This window comes from Mycobacterium parmense (assembly GCF_010730575.1).
GTDB lineage: Bacteria > Actinomycetota > Actinomycetes > Mycobacteriales > Mycobacteriaceae > Mycobacterium > Mycobacterium parmense.
Genome location: NZ_AP022614.1, coordinates 5,218,116 through 5,237,457, shown reverse-complemented (window position 1 = coordinate 5,237,457; position 19,342 = coordinate 5,218,116). Strand labels below are relative to the sequence as shown.

The window sequence follows — 19,342 nt, the reverse complement described above, 5'->3', positions numbered from 1 at the left end:
TCTGTGCCTTAGATTCGTTCGATGATGGTGGTGTTGGCGGTTCCGCCGGCCTCGCAGATGGTCTGCAGGCCGTAGCGCTGTCCGGTGCGCTCGAGTTCGCACAGCAGATCGGTGAGCATGCGGGCCCCGGTCGACCCGAGCGGATGCCCGATTGCGACCGAGCCTCCGTTGACGTTGAGCTTGTCATCGGGAATGCCGAACTCGCGTTGCACCATCAGCGGCACCCCGGCGAAGGCCTCGTTGACCTCGAACAAGTCGATGTCGCTGACACTCAGGTTGGCGCGCTCGAGCGCCCTGTGGGTGGCGTCCAGTACCGCGGTGAACTGCAGTACCGGGTCCGCCGCGGCGACCGTCATCGCCAGGAACCGCGCCCGCGAAACCAGCCCGCTGCGTTCTGCGTAGCCACGCTCGGCGATCAGCAACGCCGCTGCCCCGTCGCTGATCTGGGAAGAATTGGCCGCGGTTGTGCGGCCGTCGGCCGCGAAAACAGGCTCCAGCGACGCGATCTTCGCCGGATCCAACTGCTCACGGATTCCTTCGTCGGCACTGACGGGCGCCGCCGACGGATCCAGCGGATCGACGGTGATCGGCACCAACTGCGCGCGAAACTTTTTCGCCCGGGTCGCGGCGAATGCTCGCTCATGGCTTCGGATACTGAATTCGTCGAGTTCCTCGCGAGAAATACCGAACTTGGAGTTCAGCAACTCCGACGCCGCCCCTTGCGCCACCAAGTTGTCGTCGTAGCGGGCCAACTCCACGGGCGAGTACTGCGGACCGAGCGGCGCGCCCGGCATGAACGACGCAGGCATCGGCACCTGCGACATCGACTCCACACCGCACCCAATCGCCAGCTCGTAGATGCCCGCGGTGACGCCGAATGCAGCGAAGTTGACCGCCTGCTGACCGGACCCGCATTGGCGATCAATGGTGACCGCCGGCACCGATTCGGGTAGACCCGCAGCCAGCACCGCGTGCCGCCCGATATTTCCGGACTGGTGCTCATGCTGCATCGCACAGCCGACGATGACGTCATCGATGTCTTTGGCATCGATCGCACTGCGCTCCACCAGGTTTCGCAAGGTGTGACCGAGCAAGTCGGCCGGATGCCACCGGCTCAAAGCGCCACCTCGTTTACCCACCGGCGTGCGCACCGCCCCGACAATCACTGCTTCGCGCGCGTTCAATGTTCCACTCCTTGTTCCGGTGTACGAATTCCAACGATGGGGATGTCAACCGTCTCGGCGACTTCTTCCCAGTGGCGCGTGCTTTGTCCGGCAAAGACTCGTGCGAGATCCTCGTGGGTATCTGCTGCGCCCAGGACCTCGAGGGTCCGCTTCTGGAAATGCGGTTCGATTGCGCCCAGGGCGATATAGCCGTCGGCACTGGCGTAGATCCCGTAGGTCGGAGTCGCGCCACCGAGCGGGTCGCCGGGCCCTGCGACGCCGTACCGCACGGCTGCGCCGGCGTCGGCTGCGGCGTCCGCCAGTACGATCCGGACGTGTTGGCCGGCACCGGAATTCGGCCTATCAAGCAGCGCCAACAGGGCCCCGGACACGGCACGTTCGGCACCCAGGAGGTCCACGACCGGAACCGCCGGCATCAACGGGGGCTGCAGGGTGCCGTGCGTGGCCTGATAGGTCAGGTCGTGGCCAGGACGCTCCTCGAGGTCACCGTCGTAGCCCACGATTTCGACGTGACAGAGCCCCGGATACCTGACATGCGCGTCGTCGAGCCCGAGCCTGCGTAGCGCCGAAGGGCGCATGGCGGTGAGCAACACATCGGCGGAAGTCAGCTCGACGTCCAGCTTGGCGCGGTCGCCGGCGTCCTTGAGGTCCAGAACCAAGACCGTCTGCTTGCTGGCGAGCTCTGCGTACCAGCCGGGCGCGACCGCGGCCAAGGGATCTCCGGTAGGGGGCTCCACCTTTGTTACCGACGCGCCGAAGCGCGCCAGCCGTGCCGCCGCGAGCGGGCCCGGGATGTTCACCGCAAGCGACACGATGCGAACGCCGTTCAGACTGCCCTGCACCATGTGGTCCTTCAATTGATACCGTACGACTGTACAGGAAGCTTCCTATCTGTACAAGAAGTGATGTTCACTGTACACTTGCCCGGAACGAAGGAGACGCATGGGACCGTTCGCCGATCCACGCGCAGGCGCAGACGACCTGACCGCGAAGGCGCGCATTCGCAACGCCGCGATGGACCTGTTCGCGGAGTTCGGGGAGGACCGCACGTCGATGCGAAATATCGCCTCGAGAGCCGGCGTCACGGTCGGGCTGGTTGTCCACCACTTCAAGACCAAGGACGGAATCCGCCGCGCCGTTGAACAACTCGTCGTCGACTACTTCGCGCAGACGATCGCGCAGGTCCCCGTTGATGGAACACCAAGACAAGTCGCCACGGCGCGTGACGTGGCTGTGAAGGAGATGCTCGAATCGAACCCAGCCGTCGTCAACTATCTGCGCCGCGCGCTACTGGACCCCGCAGGGTCTAAAGGCCAACTGCTCCAGCGATTGACAGAGCTGACCCGAACGGAGCTCATCAAAGCCCGCGACGCCGGTATCGCAAATGCGGAGCGAAGCGGATCCACCCAGATCATCGACATCATGGTCCGACAGCTGGGACAGCTCTTCCTGCAACCGATGATCGACACCATGTGGGATCAAGTCTCCCGCCCAGACGAGTCAGACGACGACAAACCGACACTGCACGTCGCCGTTCGCTCCAGTGGCCCAGCACCTTCAGCGCGTCATAGGAATACTTCGGCTTGCGCTGCCGGCGAGGTCGTTTGGCGACCTGCCGGCCCGCTCCCGGCGGCCGGGCCGCGGCCGTCAACCGGCGCCGAGCATTGTCACGCGACCAGCCGGTGACCTCCACCACCTGATCCAGAATCTGCCCCTTATTCGCCTTCGACGCCTTCACATACGCCTTGGCGAACTTCGCGGTGATCTCGGCACGAGACGACATCGACAGCCCACTCTCCATGCCTGGCGGGGATCACCGTTTCGCGGGCATTCTTACGTGATGCACCGAGGGCGTTTCGCGGGCACTTTTCGTGATGCTTGCCGGATGCTTGCCGACCTCGTGGATCCGCAGTAGCGTGGTTCCAACACCTAGTACTATTGGTACCTGGAACTACACGTCACACGTTCAAGGAAGGGGCTAGCATTCATGGCGAGTGACCACGCAAGGCAAGAGGCAAAGTCGGTGACCGCAGCGAGCGCTGGATCCCGTTATCCGAGGACCCGACGGATAAGCTTTCCGTTTGGCGGCGACGGCGGCACACACGGCAAGTACTTCGTCAACGACGACATCGTGTTCAGCCACTTCGTGGCGAACCTATCGGGTGCGTTCCCGTCAGGGGAGGAGTTGTTTATTCGGTCGGTGCGTCGATTCTCAGATGAGGTCACCGATCCCACGTTGAAGAAACGGGTGGCGGGCTTCATCGGCCAGGAATCGGTCCACGGACAGCAACACCGCCTGCTGAACGAGAAACTCATCGACATGGGTTACCCGATCGCTTGGTGGGATTCGAAGAAGTTTAACGACTGGGTCAAGCGACTGGAGGAGCGGCTGCCTGCGCGGCTACCCCTGGCGGTAACAGCAGCTGCAGAACACTTCACCGCCGTACTTGCTGAGCGCACGCTGGGCGAAGAGGAAATCCAGGCGATTCCGGGCGAGTTGCAGGTGTGGAACGTGCTGAACTGGCATGCCGTGGAGGAACTTGAGCACAAATCGGTCGCATTCGATGTCTTCCGCACGGTGGCGGGAGGTACGGAGCGGATGCGCAGGAGTGTGATGGCCGTGATGATTCCGACCCTGCTTCTCCTCATAGCCGTCACATTGGTTTACTCGCTGGCGCACGACCCGGATGGGCGTCGTCAGCCGCTACGGGTGATACGGGAGGCCTATCGGCTGTACCGTGGCCCCATCTTCCGGGGTTTGATCCCAGACCTTACGAAATATCTGCGACCGGGATTCCATCCTGACGACATCGACACGAACGCGTTGTTGGAGCACTGGCAAGAGGAACTCTTCGGCACCGACGGAGAACTCGTCGGCTACCTGAAGTGATTGCGAACATCCACAACAAAAGGGATTGCCATGGTAGCTAGTCAGGCAATGGCTGCGAAAAGCGGAACAGCAGCCGAAAAAGTAGCCGAGAGTACGTATCCTAAGGCTCGGCGGATTCGGTTTTGGTTCGGCGATCCCGAGCCGATGGACCACCATTTCGTTGAGGGCAATATCGTGTTCAGCCACCTTGTGGCGTTGCTGTCCGGCGTGTTTCCGCCAGGTGAGGAGTTGTTTATCCGGTCGGTTCGGCGCTTTGCCGATCAGATGACCGATCCGGTACTGATGAAGCGGGTGGCCGGATTCATTTGGCCAGGAGTCGGTGCACGGCCAGGAACACCGCCGGCTCAACGAGAAGCTCATCGAGATGGGCTACCCGATTGTCCGGCTGTTTATGTTCCCGCATGACAGCCGCCGGGAGCGGTTGATCGTGCGAATTGAGAACCTGCTGCCAGCGCGGGTACCCCTGGCGGTCACGGCGGCGGCCGAGCACTACACCGCGACACTGGCTGAGCGCATGCTGGGCGAAGAGATACAAAAGATTCCTGGCGATCCCGAGGTGCGAAACCTGCTCAACTGGCACGCGGTGGAAGAGCTGGAACATAAGTCGGTGGCGTTCGACGTCTACCGGGCCGTCGATGGGCCGGAGTGGCTCCGGATCGGGGTGATGGCGGTGCTGTACATCCTGACGATCCCGGTGGTGTCGATCGGGGTGCTGTTGTCTATTTTGGCCGATCCGCGGGGATGGCGCCCGATCAAAGTGGCGCGTCAAACGCGTGCGGTGTTCCGGGACCCGTTGGTGCAGGGGCTGATGGCCGATCTGCGCATGTACCTAAAGCCGGGCTTCCATCCCGACGACATCGACACGACCGCGCTGGTGCAGCAGTGGCGGCAGGAGCTGTTCGGCGACGACGGTGCCCTTGTCGGTCATCTCAAGTAGCAGGAAGGCCATGAGTTCAAGTTGAGTACAACGATCGACATCGAGCAGTTACCGACTGTCGAGCGTGTCACTCCAGACCATGAAGTCGTGATCGTCGGCGCTGGATTCGGCGGTATCGGTGCTGGTATCTCCTTGCAACGCAGAGGCATTCACGACTTCGTGATTGTCGACAAGTGGGATCAGGTGGGCGGCACCTGGCATGCGAACACTTATCCGGGTGTGGCGGTGGATATTCCCTCGTTTGTCTACAGCTTTTCCTACGAGCAGCGTGGTGATTGGTCGCGGATCTTCGCTCCGGGTTACGAGCTTCGCGATTACGCCAGCGACCTTGTGGACAAGTACGGCCTAGCTCAAAAGTTGCGGCTGAACACTACGATCACCTCGGCGGTGCTCGATGAGCGCAATAGCCTATGGCGATTGACTACCGACGCCGATCAGGAGATTACCGGCCGAAATGTAGTCATGGCGGTCGGTGGCCTCGAACGCCCGAAGATGCCTGATATCCCGGGTCTCGACGAGTTCGGGGGTGTGCTCATGCACACCGCACTCTGGGACCATGACGTGGCGCTGGCGGGCAAGCGCGTCGCGGTCATCGGCACTGGCGCAACGGCGCTGCAGGTCGTCCCGGCCATTGTCGACGAAGTCGAACATTTGACAGTCTTCCAACGAACACCGATATGGGTGTTCCCAAAACCTGACAAGGAGGTCACGTCCGCCATCCGGTGGGTTCTGGGGCGTAAGCGAATCCGTTCGGGTATCCGCCTGGTGGGAACCGTCGCAACCGAGGTCGGCATGGCCGGGATGTGGGTCGGTCCACAGTGGCTGACGAACGCGAGCCGCCGGATGCTTGAGGTTCCTACCCGCCGCTGGATGCGCCGCCAGATCGATGACCCGGTCGTTCGGGAGAAGCTGATCCCACGCTACGGGTTAGGCTGCAAGCGCCCGTCGATGTCAAACGACTACTTGCGTACCTTCAACCGCGACGACGTCAGCCTGGTCACCGATGCGATCGAGTGCATTACCAAGAAGGGGGTACGGACGGCGGACGGCGTGGAGCACGAGATCGACGTGTTGATCTGCGCGACCGGGTTCAAGCTGTGGGAGGCGGGCGCGGTGCCTCCCTTCCCCGTCATCGGGCGGGGCGGCGTCGATCTCGGGCGGTTCTGGAGTGAGCAGAGATACCAGTCGTACCAGGGTGTTTCGGTTCCCGGATTTCCGAACATGTTCTCAATCACCGGGCCCTACGGATTCGTGCTCGGCTCGTACTTGTGGATGATCGAAGCGACATCGGCTCACCTGAGCCGCGCCATAGCCGAAGCGAAGCGCCGCGGTGCAACGGTCTGCGAGATTCGTCAGGAAGCCCACGACGAGTATTTTCGGAAATGCCTGAAGCGCCAACAGAATAACTTCCTGTTCACTCCGGCGTGTGCGGGTTCGAACACCTACTACATTAATAACCAGGGCGATTCACCGTTTCGGCCGTCGACGCACGGCGAAATGTACTGGCAGAACCGCTATTACAACCTTGATGTCTACCGATACAGCAGGGGCGTTGCGGTTCTGGACGCAGCCGCGGCCATGACGAAGGAGAGCCTGTGAAGTTCAACCGATTGCGACCGCGCCTGGTGGTGGTCACCGGGGCTGGAAGCGGCATTGGCCGGGCGACAGCGATCAGGTTCGCTAAGCTCGGCGCCCACGTCGTGGTCTCCGACATCGATCTGGATGCGGCACAAGCGACCACCGCGATGATCCGCGGTTACGGCCTCGGCGCGTCGGCGGCGCAGTTGGACGTCACCGACCCCGACGCCTGGGCGGTGTTCGGTCGCGATGTGTTAGCCGATCACGGTTACACCGATGTATTGGTCAACAACGCAGGTATCTTGGTGGGCGGCCACTTTTTGCAGCTGAGTCCCTCGGATTGGGACCGCCAACTCGGTGTGAACCTAATGGGTGTCGTCCACGGATGTCGTGTGTTCGGCGCCCAGATGGTTGAGCGCGGCGGTGGCCACATCGTCAACATCGCGTCAGCGGCGGCGTTCACACCCACGCCGGTGATGGCGCCGTACTCGGTGTCCAAGGCGGGCGTGAAGATGCTGACCGAGTGCTTGCGGCTCGAACTCGGACCGAGAGGCATCGGCGTCAGCGCCGTGTGCCCGGGTGTGATCAACACCAACATCGCTGATCGCGCGATCGTAGTCGGCGTCGATCAGAACCTGATCGAACAAGGAAAGCAGTTCACGAAGAAGCTCCAGGAATTTAGCGAGAAGTTTAGGGTCTCGCCGATGAGCTCGGACCTCGTAGCTCGTGCCGTCGTACGTGCGGTACGGTTTGATTTGGCGGTCGTGCCGGTGCGCACCGAGGCCTGGCTGGGCTATTTCATGCTCCGTATCGCCCCTGGTGTCAACCGCCGTATGATGCAGCCATTCTCGGTGGACGCATTTCAGCGGCTGGGTGCTCGCCTGTCAAAGACAGTGGGTGCTGCGGACCAGGGTGAGCTTGCCGCCGGTGGAGCCGAGGCGGCGGCACCGGTCACCAGCACGGGAAAGTAGGGTGCGGGCTGATCAGCGGCCAATCGTAGGTGCTCTGCCGTCAATACGCCGTGCAGCTCGGGTGAAGGGGTTCCCCTGATTCCGTGGGGACTTGACTTGTAGTGATCTTGATTCCTGCTGCCCCCGGCTAGGTGCGTGGGTCGGTAACGGATTTGTCGGGTCGGCAGGTGGATTTGTCCTGGACGGAGGGCATCGGGCGGCGTTTTGTTGGCCTGGTGGTGTGATCGGGCGGGCCGCATTCCGCGGGATGGCGGATCGGTGGCCGTAACTCGCTGCGCACGACCCTTTCAGCCGGCCGCAGCCTGCGCTGCAATGTTGTAGTAGGAGGGTTCGCAGGTTGTGGCAGGCGGCGAGCAGGCGCCATTCGGCGCGGGCGTGATGGTGGCCGCGGAGCAGGAGTCGACTCGCCCCCTGGGTGGTCTTCATCTGCCCGAACACCGGCTCGACGATCACCTTGCGCCGCGAATATGCGGCCTTGCCCTTCTTGGTGCGAAGTTTGCGGGCCATCCGCGCCTTTGGTGTCGCATTTTTCGGTGTCCGTCCCCGTGGCGCGTCGGGAACCTGCTCGCCGTGGGCGAGCCGGCCGGTCGCGATCAGCGGATCGGTGCCCGCCTTGTGGGCGGCGTCGATGTTGTTCTCACTGAAGTAGCCGGCGTCGGCGAGCGTCTGACGCGGTGTGGTCGCGGTGTTGGTGATGGTCTGGGCGAGCAGCTCGCCGAATGCGGGGTTGTCGGCGCCGGATTCGGCGAAGTCGGTCGCAACGATCACCTGATGTTCTTCATCGACGACGGCCTGCGCGTTGTAACAGTAGTGGAAGCTGCCGTCGGCGGTCTTCATGATCTGGGCGTCAGGGTCGGTGAAGTTGCGCTGCGCCTTGGGCTTGACGGTCGCGCACTGTGCTGCCTGCTCGGCGGCCCGCGCGGCCGCGTCGTCATCATGGCCGGCGTTTTGCGCCCTTGCCCGGGCCTTGTCCGCGGCCTGGTCTTTGGCGTGTTGTTCCAGGTCGGCCTTGGCCTTGCGGATCTTGGCCAGCCGGCTCTCACGGCGGGCCAATTCGCCCTGCAGGTCACCGCCACGATTGTCCGGGCCGTGGGCCTGGTCCTCGTCGATATCGACGCGTTCGGCCTCCCGCATGATCTGCTCGACCTGGGTTTGCAGGGCCGGCTCCGCCTCGCACATCCGGTCATAGCTCATCGCCTTGTGACGGGAGGCATTGGCCTTGACCTTGGTGCCATCGAGGGCCACCCGGCCCATCGTGACCATGCCCGCCTGCTGGCACAGGGTCAGCGCCTGCAGGAACAGGGCTTCCAGCGCGGCGAGGTGACGGCGCCGAAAGCGGGCGATGGAGCGAAAGTCCGGTGCGGTGTTGGCGGCCAGGTACCGAAACGCCACATCGTCATGGCAACGGGCTTCGATCTTGCGAGATGAACGAACCCCGCTGGTGTACCCGTAGAGCAGCAGCTTGAGCATCAGCCGCGGGTGATACGGCGGAAAGCCCCGGGCCTCGCTGTAGGAGGCGAAAAACACTGCCAGATCAAGCACCTCATCGACCAACTCGGACACAAACAACGCCAGATGATCGTCAGGCAACCAATCCCGCAACGACGGCGGCATCAAAAACGACTGATCCTGGTCATAGGCCCGAAACGTCTTGTCCACCGAAACCTCGCCCGGTGACGATGACGAGCGAGGCCGCGCGGACTCGGTCTCAAACAGCTGATCCTGGGCCGTCATCAAATCCATGGACACAGTTTTCCCGACCATCCACGTCGCCATCAGCGTGACACACCAACAACTCGTGGATACCGACCCACGCACCTAGGTGAGCGGGGGGGTAGGGCGCAGAGCGCGCTACCTGAGCAGAAGCGCGGCGAGCTGCTTCACGTGGGTGCGTCCGCGGTCGCCGTCTTCGAGTGCTTCGAGCCAGCGAGCAGGGATGGATTCAACGCCGTCGCGGGCGCCGACGATCGCTCCTGTCATGGCCGCTACACCCGCGTGGAACGCGAGCACCTGCAGTACTACCTCGACGAGTTCACCTTCAGATTCAATCGCCGCAGGTCAAAAGCCCGCGGAATGCTCTTCTACCGACTCCTGCAACAAAGCGTCAACACCGATCCCCACCCACTAGCCGACCTCATCGGCGCCGCCGAAGGCCAAGAGCAAACTCTGCGAGCAACTGCTAAACCACTGCCCGGCAGTACTTTTGACGAATTTTTTTAAGCAAACGAGTCCACTTAAGCAGATAAGCAATAAGTATGTTCGACTTAGGCGAGCTGTTTAACGGGTCTAAACACATTCTTAACGCTCCTGGCCTACCGCCCCGGAGGTCCCGCGCAAATACTGGTACAAGTGCGAGAAACGAGGGGCGGGGACTGCGCATGGCGCAAGCGATAACACTGGATACGGCGTACCTGAGAGCTCAAGATCCCGATCAGTACGCCAGCCTGGTGATCGGCGCGGTCGCCATCGTCGATGGTGGCGTCCCCGATTACGCACTGCTGAAACAGCTGCTGGCGGAACGGATTCAGTCGATACCGCGCTGCACACAGGTGCTGCGGACGCAGAGCTTCGAGTGGATCGACTGTCCCGGATTCGACCTGGCCCATCATGTGCGCTGGGTGGCGATTCCGCGCCCGGGCGACGACGCCCAGCTGTCCGGCGCGATCGCCCACGCCCTGGAGCGTCCCCTCGACCTGGACCGTCCGCCGTGGGAGTGCTGGGTGATCGAGGGCCTGAAAGGCGGCCGGTGGGCAATCTTGATGAAGATCCACCACGGCTTGGCCGACGGGAACTCAGCCGCCCACCTGCTCACCCGGCTTTGCGACGACGCCGACCACGATGCATTCGCGAACGGTGTTGGCGACAAACATGATTCGCCGCCGCAGGCCTCGAAGCGCGGCTGGCCCCTGGAGTGGGCTGGGGCACTCGCCGGCAACTTCGTCGGGGCGATCTGGCCGACGGCACGGCCCTCGGTCGACCCGGTCCTGCGGCGCTACAGCACGGTGCGCGTCCCGATTGCCGACGTCGAGTGCGTGTGCCGCAAATTCGGTGTGACCGTCAACGATGTCGCGCTGGCGGCCATCACCGAGGGCTTCCGAAGGGTTCTGCTACGCCGCGGCGAAGAACCGCGGGCGGACTCGCTGCGCACCCTGGTGCCGATGCCGGTACGTTCGGCACTACTGCCATACCTGCCCGTCGAGCATGACGACCCGGTCCAGCAATTGCGGACCGTGCACAGCCGGTGGAAAGCGCAGCACGCCGACAAATCTCCGCCCGGTATCGTGGAGTCTGCGATCAATTGTCTGCCAACTATGCTGCGCGGCAACCTCATACAACTGTTACCCAGGCTCCCGCAGCGCGGCCTCGTAACGCTGGCGAACCACGCGCCCGGGCCTCGCCATCAGCTGCGGCTGATGGGCCAGACGATGGAGCGCCTGCTGCCGATCCCCCCGATCGCCTTGCAGCTGAGCACCGGGGTCGCGATGCTCAGCTACGGCGACGAATTGGTATTCGGGCATCACCGCCGAATACGACGCCACGGCCGACGTCAAGCAGCTGGCAGCCGGTATCGAGCTGGGCATGGCACGGATGGTGGCGCTCAGCCAGGATTCGGTGTTGCTGTTCAGCAAGGACCGCCGGCGCACGCGCGCGGCGCGCGCGTTTCCGGGCCAGGCGCAGCGGCCGCGACCGTCGGCACCCACGCCGGCACGTCACTGACCCGCTCTCACCGGCGTTGAACACCGTGAGAAGGTTGGTCAATGCCGGTCACCATCGACCCGCGCCGCCATGACGCGGTGCTGTTCGACACCGCGTTGGACCGCACCCAGGCGCTGACCCGGCGATTGCGCGAAGCCGGCGTCGACACCGGCGTCTTCGCGTCGAACGGTAACGTCCGCGACACCCTGAGTGAGGCAGCAGACAAGCTGTCGGTCCGCCCGGGGCGATGCGCCGTCCTTACCGACAACGCGGCTTGCGTCCAGGCCGCGCGCGACGGCGGATTCGCGTTGGTCATCGGCCTCGACCGAACAGGGCAAAGTGACGCCCTGCGGCGCGTCGGCGCCGACGCCGTGGTCGGCGATCTGGATGAGGTCGCCGTGCGCACCGGGGACCACCGGATGTCCCAGCTACCCGATGCTGTGCAGGCCCTCGGTGCCCTCACCGACCGGAGGCCGGCCATATGTTCTTCGACTTCGACGGCACGCTGTCGGACATCGTCGACGATCCCGCCGCGGCCCGGCCCGTCGCCGCCGCGGTCGAGGCGCTGCGGAAGCTGGCCGCGCAATGCCCGGTCGCGGTTCTGTCCGGCCGCGACCTCGCCGACGTGTCACAGCGCCTCGGTGTGCCCGGGATCTGGTATGCCGGCAGCCACGGTTTCGAGCTGACCGCACCCGACGGCACACACCACCAGAACGACGCCGCGGCGGCGGCCACACCGGTGCTCGAACAGGCCGCCGCCGAGCTGCGCGACCGGCTCGACTCGATCCCCGGAGTTATGATGGAGCACAAGCGATTTGGCGTTGCGGTCCACTACCGCAACGCCGCGCGGGACCGCGTGGGCGAGGTTGCCGCGGCGGTGCGCGCGGCGGGCCGGCGGGACGGACTTCGGGTGACGACGGGTCGCGAAGTCATCGAGCTGCGTCCGGACATGGACTGGGACAAGGGAAAGACGCTTCGCTGGGTGATCGATCACCTGCGCGAGGCCGACGCGCGTCCGCTGGTGCCCATCTATCTCGGCGACGACATCACCGACGAGGACGCGTTCGACGCGGTCCGCGATGATGGTATCCCGATCCTGGTGCGACACAGCGAAGACGGCGACCGCGCCACCGCCGCGCTGTTTGCGTTGGACAGTCCCGCGCGCGCCGCCGAGTTCACCGAAAGGTTGGCACAGCGGTTAAGTGACGCCCGCGTAAATTAGCGACGGCAACGGTTCTAACGGCGCTCAGGGTGCCAACATTCGAGTGATCCAGCACGACGGTGTCCCCATTCGGCGGTGGCACGAGGTTGGCGCGACATGCCGGGACATGAAGCGTTGGCCGCCTCACGCGCCACCCTAGGTAGCCGATCAAGACGGGGCAATCACTGCCATGCCGAGCGCCTCGGCGGCGTCGCGCATGCGGTCGTCGTAAGTGCACAACCGGCCAAGATCCATGCCGAGCCGCTGGGCAGTCGCCAGGTGAATTGCATCGAGGGTGCGTAGCTCGATTGGCAGCAGCCCACCAGCAAGATCGAGCAATCGGTTGTCGATGCGTAGTAGGTCTAGGCTCGCGAGCGCCCGGCGTCCGGCTCTTCGGGCTGATTCACCCTTGTGGAGCAGAGCCCGCATGACCTCCGTCCGCGCAAGGGCACTCGACACCCGCGGCAGCCGGGTGCGAAGGTAGCGACGCAGCGCATCCGACTCTGGCTCACGAACTGCAAGCTTGACGATTGCGGACGAGTCCAGGTAGATGGCCGCCATCAACGCTCGTGCTCACGCAGGCGCGCAAGCGTCACGGACGGCAGCTCGATACCCGTTTTGAGTCGGACCGGCTCGGGAAGGTCATCAAAGTCAAGCGTCGCACGTTCGATCCCGCCGCTTGCCAGCATCTGCTGGTACGGACCGCCCTCCGGCATCGGCGAGAGAAGGGCGATAGGCCGACCACGGTCGGTGATCTCGATCGTCTCGCCGGCCTCGACCCGACGGAGGAGTTCGCTGGCCCGCTGCCGCAGCTCACGAACGCCCACCGTAGACATGTGCTAACTGTAGCACATAGCTGTTTAGCTTAGCGCCCGAGCGATCCCCCCGAAGCCCGCCGAATGCGGGACAGGTCATGGCTGGACGGCAGGCCAGGCGCACCAGTGAACGCCTGCGCGCCGGGGCGACGTACCGGGTTCTAAGCCATCGGCTAGGCCTCCGCGTACTCCACCGCGCCGTCGTCCAACACGATCCGCGCGTTCGCGCTTTCGGCGCCACAAGCCTCCGTCCGAAACACCGCCTTGCCCGGTTCCGTCCGCCAGATCAGCGTGGTCAGCGTCTCCCCTGGAAACACCGGCGAGGTGAATCGCGCCGCTATCGACGTGACGTTGGCGGCCACGCCCTTGCCCAGCTCGGCGACCAGCGCGCGGCCCGACACCCCGTAGGTGCACAGCCCGTGCAGGATCGGCTTCGGGAAACCGGCCATGTCCCTGGCGAACCACGGGTCGCTGTGCAGCGGGTTGCGGTCACCGGAGAGCCGATAGATCAGCGCCTGGTCCGCACGGGTGGGCAGCGCGATCCGGGCATCGGGCTCGCGGTCGGGAAACTCCGGCGCGATCGGCCGCTGACCCGGCACTCCCCCGAACCCGCCCTCGCCCCGGATGACCAACGTGGTGAGTGTCTCGGCGATCAGCTCCCCCGAGTCGGGGTCGGTGCCGCGGCCGCGCAGCACGATGATCGCGTTCTTGCCCTCGCCCTTGTCCTGGATGTCCGCGACCTCGGAGACCACGGACAGCTTGCCCGCCGGCGGCAGCGGTGCGTGCAGCCGGATGCCCTGCGACCCGTGTAAAAGCATGGCCCAGTTGAACTTTCCGATCTTGCCCGCCGCACCGAACGCCGGGCAGCAGATCACCGCATAGGTGGGCAGCACCTGCTGGGTGATGTCGTGGCTGTTTTCGGTGGTGAACGATAGGTCGTCAGTTCCGGCGCCGACACCGAGCGCGTAGAGCAGCGTCTCCCGGTCCGTCCATTCGAACAGCATCGGCTCCGTCGTCGCACCGACGGCACTCGGGTCAATCGCCATACGAGTCTCCCTTCAAGCTTTTCTGCCACCCAACCATCGCAAACCCTTCCCACCGGCACCGTCGGCGGGGCAGGCTATCGCCATGCGCAATCCCAGCTTGATCAGGAAGGCCTCAAAAGCGGTAGCCGTGCTGGCCGCAACGGTAATCGTCGGCGCCTGCGGCGGGTCACCGCAGGCCCACAGCATCACCGTGACGTTCGTCCGGCACGCGGAGTCCGAGACCAACGCCAGCGGCGTCATCGACACCGACGTGCCGGGCCCGGGCCTGACCCCGGAGGGCAAGGGGCAGGCCGAACAGGTCGCGCACCAACTCGCCCACAACAAGTACGACGCCGTCTACGCCTCCACCATGGTGCGAACGCAACAGACCGCCGCGCCGTTGGCCGCCGAACTCGGCAAGCAAGTCGAGGTGCTGCAAGGCATCCAAGAGATCAACGCCGGCTGGTACGAGGGCAAGCCCGTCTCGATGGCCCCCTCGACGTACCGGCGGACTGGCTCAACGGCGACGTCGGAGACCGCATCCCCGGGTCGATCACCGGCAAGGAGTTCAACGACTGGTTCACCGCGGCCGTGCAGAAGATCTACAACAGCGGCCACAACCAACCGGTGGTGTTCTCGCATCTGTACGCCATCGAGTACTGGACGCTGATGAACACGAAGAACGCCAAGGACAGCCTGGCGACCAGTCATCCGCTGCCCAACGTCGGCCGCGTGGTGATCACCGGAAACCCGATGACCGGCTGGACGCTGGTGGACTGGGACGGCATCCGCAACTTCGCCGGCTGATGCCTGGACAGCATGGTTGACGTGCGCGGTGTGACCCGCCACGATGGCTTGCATGCGCTATGTCGTTACCGGCGGTACCGGGTTTATTGGTCGCCGCGTCGTACCTCGCCTGCTGGAAACCCGGCCGGACGCGCAGGTGTGGACCGCTACAGCCCGCAGGTGCGTGCCGAGCTGTTGGCGATGAGCAGCGCGACGATCGACCGCTACCTGCGTGCGGTCAAGGCGCGCGACCAGATCAAGGGGAAATCGACCACCAAGGCCTCCCCGTTGCTGCGGTCTTCGATCAAGATCCGCAAGGCAACCGACGAGGTCGAGGGATCTCCGGGGTTCTTCGAAGGCGACACCGTCGCGCACTGCGGTCCAACCCTCAAAGGCGAGTTCGCCCGGACCGTCAACCTCACCGATATGCATATCGGTTGGGTCTTCACCCGCACCGAACGCAACAACGCCCACACTCACATCCTCGGCGCCCTCAAAGCCGGTGTCCATGAAATACCTTACGAGGTAACCGGTTTGGACTTCGACAACGGAACCGAATTCCTCAACAAGGCCGTCATCAAGTGGGCTGCGCAGATGGAGATCTTCTTCACCAGGTCGCGGCCGTACAAGAAGAACGATCAGGCCACAATCGAGTCCAAGAACAACCACCTCGTCCGCAAGTATGGGTTCTACTACCGCTATGACACCGACGAGGAACGTGCGGTGCTCAACCGGCTCTGGAGGCTGGTCAACGACCGGCTCAACTACCTGACGCCCACCATCAAACCGGCTCTGCGGAAATGAGCGTGCAGCAGTGGTTGGCGGATATCCGCGGTGGGGGTTCGTGTCGTTGAGCTGAGGTGGGGCCTCGGTGGGTGACGATTCAGGTTCCTACACGCCGCTTCACCAACACCACCGAGGTGACCCTTGCCTGAGGCTACTGCCTGCCCGCCGTCTGTTGTTGCCGACACGATCATGCGCACCATCGAGTTGGGGGTGACGATCACCGACGCCGCGGTCGACGAGACGACGACGACTGCAGGCCGGTGGCCTGTGACGCCAGGTGTCCGGACTGCGGCCGGGAGGGCCGCTACCGCGACACTGTGACTCGGCCGTTGACGGATCTGCCGGTGGCCGGCTACCCGCTGGTGCTGCAGGGTGCCCTACCTCGCTACCGCTGCACAACGCCAGCGTGTGGGCGGGCAGTGTTCAACCAGGATCTGGGCAAGTTGGCGGCCCCGCGCTCATCGACGACGCGGCGCTGTGCCCGGTATGTATTGCGGCGGTTGATGATCGACCGCACCACCATTTCGGCGATCGCCGCCGAACTCGGGGTGTCCTGGCATACTGTCAGCTCCATCGCGATGCGTGCGACCGCCGGCCTGATCGCCACAACCGGGCCGGATCGGCTGGCCGGGGTGACGGTGATCGGTGTCGATGAGCATCGCTGGGCGCCTCGGCGTCGCGGCACAGAGGGGTTCGTCACGCTGATCATCGACCTCACGCCTACCCACGACCAGACCGGCCCGGCACGCCTGCTCGACCTGGTCGAAGGACGCTCAGCGACCGCACTGGCCACGTGGTTGGCCGCCCAACCCACCGACTTTGCCCGGGCCGTGGAGGTCATTGCGATGGACGGGTTCGCCGGCTACAAGACCGCCGCCACCGAGGTCATCCCGGACGCGGTCACCGTGATGGACCCCTTCCACGTTGTGGCTTTGGCCGGGACCAAGCTCGACCTGATCCGCCAACGCATCCAGCAGCAGACCCTGGGTCGGCGCGGACACACCGGTGACCCGCTCTATGGGATCCGGCGCATCGCCCGAACCCGCCTGCAGCTGCTCTCCCCACGCCAATACACCCGGCTGACCGAGGTGCTCGACGGCGACGACCATCTCGCCGTCAAGGTCGCCTGGCTGATCTATCAGAAGATCATCGCCGCCTACGCCGACCCGAACCGACGTCACGGCAAGAAGGCAATGACCAGGCTGATCGAGTCGATACGGCGCGGCGTACCCGCCGGATTGGAGGAGATCGCCCAACTCGGCCGCACGCTATCGCGCCGCCGCGCCGACATCCTGGCCTTCTTCGACCACCACGTCTCCAACGGACCCACCGAGGCCATCAACGGCCGCCTGGAAGTCGGCGCGGCGTACCCGCCGGATTGGAGGAGATCGCCCAACTCGGCCGCACGCTATCGCGCCGCCGCGCCGACATCCTGGCCTTCTTCGACCACCACGTCTCCAACGGACCCACCGAGGCCATCAACGGCCGCCTGGAAGCATTGCGCCGCAACGCCCTCGGATTCCGCAACCTCACCCACTACCGTTGGCGCTCACTACTACACAGCGGAGCACTCCACCAACTTGTCAATGCACTCTGAATTACGAAGAGCCATCAAACCCATCGGCTACGGCGCTGGCCGCGACGGCCAGCGCCGCCGCCTCTACGACGAGCCCATGACCCCACTGGACCGGCTGCTGGCAGCCGGGGTCCTCTCGCCAGCCCAAGAATCGGAGCTGCTTGCCTACCGCGACACCCTGAACCCCGCCGCGATCGCACGCCAGATCGCCGATCTACAAGCCGCCCTGCTCAGACTCGCCAAGAACAAGACCGAACACCTCTACCTCGCCGCCATCCCCACCGCCCTACCCGAGGTCAGATCCGGCATCCGCATCCAGAACAAGACCGCCAGTTGACCTCGTTTTCGCGGGCATTCCTTACGTGATGCATGGATCAGGTTTCGCGGGCAACTTGACGTGATGCATCACGCCCCCGACGCAGCATGTGAGAAGTTTCCTTACTGGAATCAAGATCGCCGAGGTCGGCAACGTGGGCTGACGGCGTTGCCGGATTCCGGGATTCACGTCGTGAGAACGAATCGTGGCGAGAGGACAGCTGCAGCCGGACACTCCTCGTCCGCGAATAAGCCCTGAGGCCAGGGGGAACCGCGGGAGCTTGACGGATCCGCCGTGTCCGCCGATACGGCACCGGGATGGCTTTTGTCTGCAGTGGAGCTTGCCTGTCTCGAATAGCAGATCCTCATCTGCGTTGATACACCGGGCGTTCGGTCGTCGCTATCTTGTCAAAGCGACCTCGAAATAATCTCTTTCATTATTTCGTTAGACCCCGCGTAGATTTTCTGTACTCGCTGATCAACCCAGAGACGCGAAATCGGATACTCCGTCATGTATCCGTACCCGCCGTGCAGCTGCAGGCAGTCGTCGAGGACTTTCATCGCCCGTTCCGTCGTCCACCATTTGGCCATCGCGACAGTTTGCACGTCGAGCTTACCGTCGAGATGCAGACAGATGCAGTGGTCGAGGAACACTCGCGCAATCCTTGTTTCGGTGGCGGCTTCAGCGAGGGTGAACTTGGTATTTTGGAACCCGAAGATCGTTCGCCCGAATGCTTCTCGTTGGCGCGTGTATTCGATCGTCTGGTGCAAGGCCAATTCCATGGCGGCAACCGCTCCGACCGCGACGATAAGTCGCTCCTGCGGCAGTTGCGTCATCAGCTGAAAGAAGCCTTGCCCCTCGGTGTCGCCTAGCAGATGCGTCTTGGGGACGCGCACGCCGTCGAAAAACAATTCAGATGTGTCCTGACCGCGCTGACCTATTTTGCTGAGGACTCGTCCTCTCCGGAACCCGGGGCGATCGGCTTCCACGACGATCAGCGAGATACCGCTGGCGCCTTGGGTATGGTCGGTCTTGGCCACGACGACGACGAGATCGGCTTGCTGACCATTGGTGATGAACGTCTTCGAGCCGGTGATGACGTACTCGTCCCCATCGAGGACGGCGCGCGTCTTCACGCTTTGAAGGTCAGATCCGGTTCCAGCCTCCGTCATCGCAATGGCACCGATCAATTCGCCCGACGCCATCTTGGGCAACCACTGCCTTTTCAGGTCTTCCCGTGCGTAGTGCAGGATGTAGTGTGCGACGATGCCGCTGTGCAGGCCGGCGCCCCACGAACTGTCCCCGATTCGAGCTTGCTCTTCGAGCAGAACTGCTTCGTGCGCGAACGTCCCGCCGCCGCCGCCGTATTCGACCGGCATCGACATGCACAGCAGGCCCAGCTCGCCTGCTCGTTCCCACACCGCCCGGTCGACATGGTGTTGCTCGGCGAAGCGCTCTGAGTGGGGTGCAATCTCAGTGGCAACGAACTTTGCGGCGAGATCACGAAGCGCTTCCAATTCCGGGCTGAGCCAAGGTGAGGCGACTGTCATGGTGTCCTTTCGGTTAGGTGCTGCTGACGAC

General features: G+C 63.9%; 12 protein-coding genes and 10 pseudogenes. 14 read left to right on the top strand and 8 right to left on the bottom strand.

Going from position 1 to position 19,342, the window contains the following annotated elements:
- Positions 1-8: 8 nt before the first annotated feature.
- The gene (locus G6N48_RS24175; protein ID WP_019732177.1) at positions 9-1,184 is read right to left on the bottom strand and encodes a thiolase family protein; all 1,176 of its coding nucleotides are present in this window, start codon (positions 1,182-1,184) and stop codon (positions 9-11) included.
- Entirely contained in the window at positions 1,181-2,029 is an 849-nt protein-coding gene (locus G6N48_RS24170; RefSeq protein WP_065517438.1) for a CoA transferase, read from the bottom strand. The genes G6N48_RS24175 and G6N48_RS24170 overlap by 4 nt, the downstream gene beginning before the upstream one ends.
- A gap of 97 nt (positions 2,030-2,126) precedes the next feature.
- On the opposite strand from G6N48_RS24170, the pseudogene G6N48_RS24165 reads away from it, so the two are divergent.
- The 5 genes and pseudogenes from G6N48_RS24165 to G6N48_RS24140 all read left to right on the top strand — a co-directional run.
- Positions 2,127-2,726: pseudogene (locus tag G6N48_RS24165) on the top strand (TetR/AcrR family transcriptional regulator); the annotation flags it as partial.
- Between the two features lie 445 nt (positions 2,727-3,171).
- Positions 3,172-4,074 (top strand): metal-dependent hydrolase, encoded by a 903-nt coding sequence (locus G6N48_RS24160; protein WP_170826078.1) that lies wholly within the window; start codon positions 3,172-3,174, stop codon positions 4,072-4,074.
- Between the two features lie 48 nt (positions 4,075-4,122).
- Positions 4,123-5,011 (top strand): annotated as a pseudogene (locus G6N48_RS27885) (metal-dependent hydrolase).
- Positions 5,012-5,032: 21 nt separating this feature from the next.
- The gene (locus tag G6N48_RS24145; protein ID WP_007168414.1) at positions 5,033-6,610 is read left to right on the top strand and encodes a flavin-containing monooxygenase; all 1,578 of its coding nucleotides are present in this window, start codon (positions 5,033-5,035) and stop codon (positions 6,608-6,610) included.
- Positions 6,607-7,560, top strand: a complete 954-nt coding sequence (locus G6N48_RS24140; RefSeq protein WP_007168413.1) for an SDR family NAD(P)-dependent oxidoreductase — start codon at positions 6,607-6,609, stop codon at positions 7,558-7,560. Before G6N48_RS24145 ends, G6N48_RS24140 begins: the two co-directional genes overlap by 4 nt.
- A gap of 300 nt (positions 7,561-7,860) precedes the next feature.
- Here the strand turns inward: G6N48_RS24140 and G6N48_RS24135 are convergent.
- Positions 7,861-9,219, bottom strand: a pseudogene (locus G6N48_RS24135) (IS1182 family transposase); the annotation flags it as partial.
- Between the two features lie 333 nt (positions 9,220-9,552).
- Here G6N48_RS24135 and G6N48_RS28450 point away from each other — a divergent pair.
- The 3 pseudogenes from G6N48_RS28450 to otsB all read left to right on the top strand — a co-directional run.
- Positions 9,553-9,780, top strand: a pseudogene (locus G6N48_RS28450) (IS1595 family transposase); the annotation flags it as partial.
- Between the two features lie 158 nt (positions 9,781-9,938).
- Positions 9,939-11,277, top strand: a pseudogene (locus tag G6N48_RS24125) (wax ester/triacylglycerol synthase domain-containing protein).
- Positions 11,278-11,318: 41 nt separating this feature from the next.
- Positions 11,319-12,478 (top strand): annotated as a pseudogene (otsB, locus tag G6N48_RS24120) (trehalose-phosphatase).
- Positions 12,479-12,625: 147 nt separating this feature from the next.
- Here otsB and G6N48_RS24115 read toward each other — a convergent pair.
- From G6N48_RS24115 to G6N48_RS28445, 4 genes are all read right to left on the bottom strand, one after another.
- The gene (locus G6N48_RS24115) at positions 12,626-13,018 is read right to left on the bottom strand and encodes a type II toxin-antitoxin system VapC family toxin (RefSeq protein ID WP_007168407.1); all 393 of its coding nucleotides are present in this window, start codon (positions 13,016-13,018) and stop codon (positions 12,626-12,628) included.
- Positions 13,018-13,293, bottom strand: coding sequence for a type II toxin-antitoxin system Phd/YefM family antitoxin (locus G6N48_RS24110; protein ID WP_007168406.1), 276 nt, complete (start codon positions 13,291-13,293; stop codon positions 13,018-13,020). Before G6N48_RS24110 ends, G6N48_RS24115 begins: the two co-directional genes overlap by 1 nt.
- 152 nt (positions 13,294-13,445) lie before the next feature.
- The gene (locus G6N48_RS24105) at positions 13,446-14,318 is read right to left on the bottom strand and encodes a MaoC/PaaZ C-terminal domain-containing protein (RefSeq protein ID WP_007168405.1); all 873 of its coding nucleotides are present in this window, start codon (positions 14,316-14,318) and stop codon (positions 13,446-13,448) included.
- Positions 14,319-14,330: 12 nt separating this feature from the next.
- Positions 14,331-14,558 carry a hypothetical protein gene (locus G6N48_RS28445; RefSeq protein WP_225337779.1) on the bottom strand — a complete coding sequence of 76 codons (228 nt, stop codon included), beginning with the start codon at positions 14,556-14,558 and terminating at the stop codon, positions 14,331-14,333.
- Between G6N48_RS28445 and G6N48_RS24100 the strand changes: the two are divergent.
- The 6 genes and pseudogenes from G6N48_RS24100 to G6N48_RS29020 all read left to right on the top strand — a co-directional run bounded on the left by G6N48_RS24100 (position 14,446) and on the right by G6N48_RS29020 (position 17,782).
- Positions 14,446-15,104 (top strand): annotated as a pseudogene (locus G6N48_RS24100) (histidine phosphatase family protein). The gene G6N48_RS28445 and the pseudogene G6N48_RS24100 sit on opposite strands and share 113 nt — an antisense overlap.
- 52 nt (positions 15,105-15,156) lie before the next feature.
- Positions 15,157-15,264: pseudogene (locus G6N48_RS24095) on the top strand (NAD-dependent epimerase/dehydratase family protein); the annotation flags it as partial.
- A complete protein-coding gene (locus G6N48_RS24090; RefSeq protein ID WP_019731991.1) occupies positions 15,243-15,887 on the top strand; it encodes an integrase catalytic domain-containing protein in 645 nt (214 codons plus the stop codon). The pseudogene G6N48_RS24095 and the gene G6N48_RS24090, both read left to right, overlap by 22 nt.
- Before the next feature lie 242 nt (positions 15,888-16,129).
- Positions 16,130-17,181 (top strand): annotated as a pseudogene (locus G6N48_RS24085) (ISL3 family transposase); the annotation flags it as partial.
- Positions 17,182-17,232: 51 nt separating this feature from the next.
- Positions 17,233-17,466 (top strand): annotated as a pseudogene (locus G6N48_RS29065) (transposase); the annotation flags it as partial.
- Complete coding sequence (locus tag G6N48_RS29020) at positions 17,456-17,782, top strand: hypothetical protein (RefSeq protein ID WP_033711234.1); 327 nt, start codon at positions 17,456-17,458, stop codon at positions 17,780-17,782. The pseudogene G6N48_RS29065 and the gene G6N48_RS29020, both read left to right, overlap by 11 nt.
- A gap of 386 nt (positions 17,783-18,168) precedes the next feature.
- On the opposite strand, the gene G6N48_RS24075 is transcribed toward G6N48_RS29020, so the two are convergent.
- Positions 18,169-19,311, bottom strand: a complete 1,143-nt coding sequence (locus G6N48_RS24075; protein WP_033712837.1) for an acyl-CoA dehydrogenase family protein — start codon at positions 19,309-19,311, stop codon at positions 18,169-18,171.
- Positions 19,312-19,342 lie beyond the last annotated feature (31 nt).

Coding starts and splice junctions, on each gene's coding strand:
- G6N48_RS24170 (WP_065517438.1), bottom strand. CDS start 2,029: ATGGTGCAGGGCAGTCTGAACGGCGTTCGCATCGTGTCGCTTGCGGTG.
- G6N48_RS24160 (WP_170826078.1), top strand. CDS start 3,172: ATGGCGAGTGACCACGCAAGGCAAGAGGCAAAGTCGGTGACCGCAGCG.
- G6N48_RS24115 (WP_007168407.1), bottom strand. CDS start 13,018: ATGGCGGCCATCTACCTGGACTCGTCCGCAATCGTCAAGCTTGCAGTT.
- G6N48_RS24110 (WP_007168406.1), bottom strand. CDS start 13,293: ATGTCTACGGTGGGCGTTCGTGAGCTGCGGCAGCGGGCCAGCGAACTC.
- G6N48_RS24105 (WP_007168405.1), bottom strand. CDS start 14,318: ATGGCGATTGACCCGAGTGCCGTCGGTGCGACGACGGAGCCGATGCTG.
- G6N48_RS28445 (WP_225337779.1), bottom strand. CDS start 14,558: ATGACGCCGCTGGCGTTGGTCTCGGACTCCGCGTGCCGGACGAACGTC.
- G6N48_RS29020 (WP_033711234.1), top strand. CDS start 17,456: ATGCACTCTGAATTACGAAGAGCCATCAAACCCATCGGCTACGGCGCT.
- G6N48_RS24075 (WP_033712837.1), bottom strand. CDS start 19,311: ATGACAGTCGCCTCACCTTGGCTCAGCCCGGAATTGGAAGCGCTTCGT.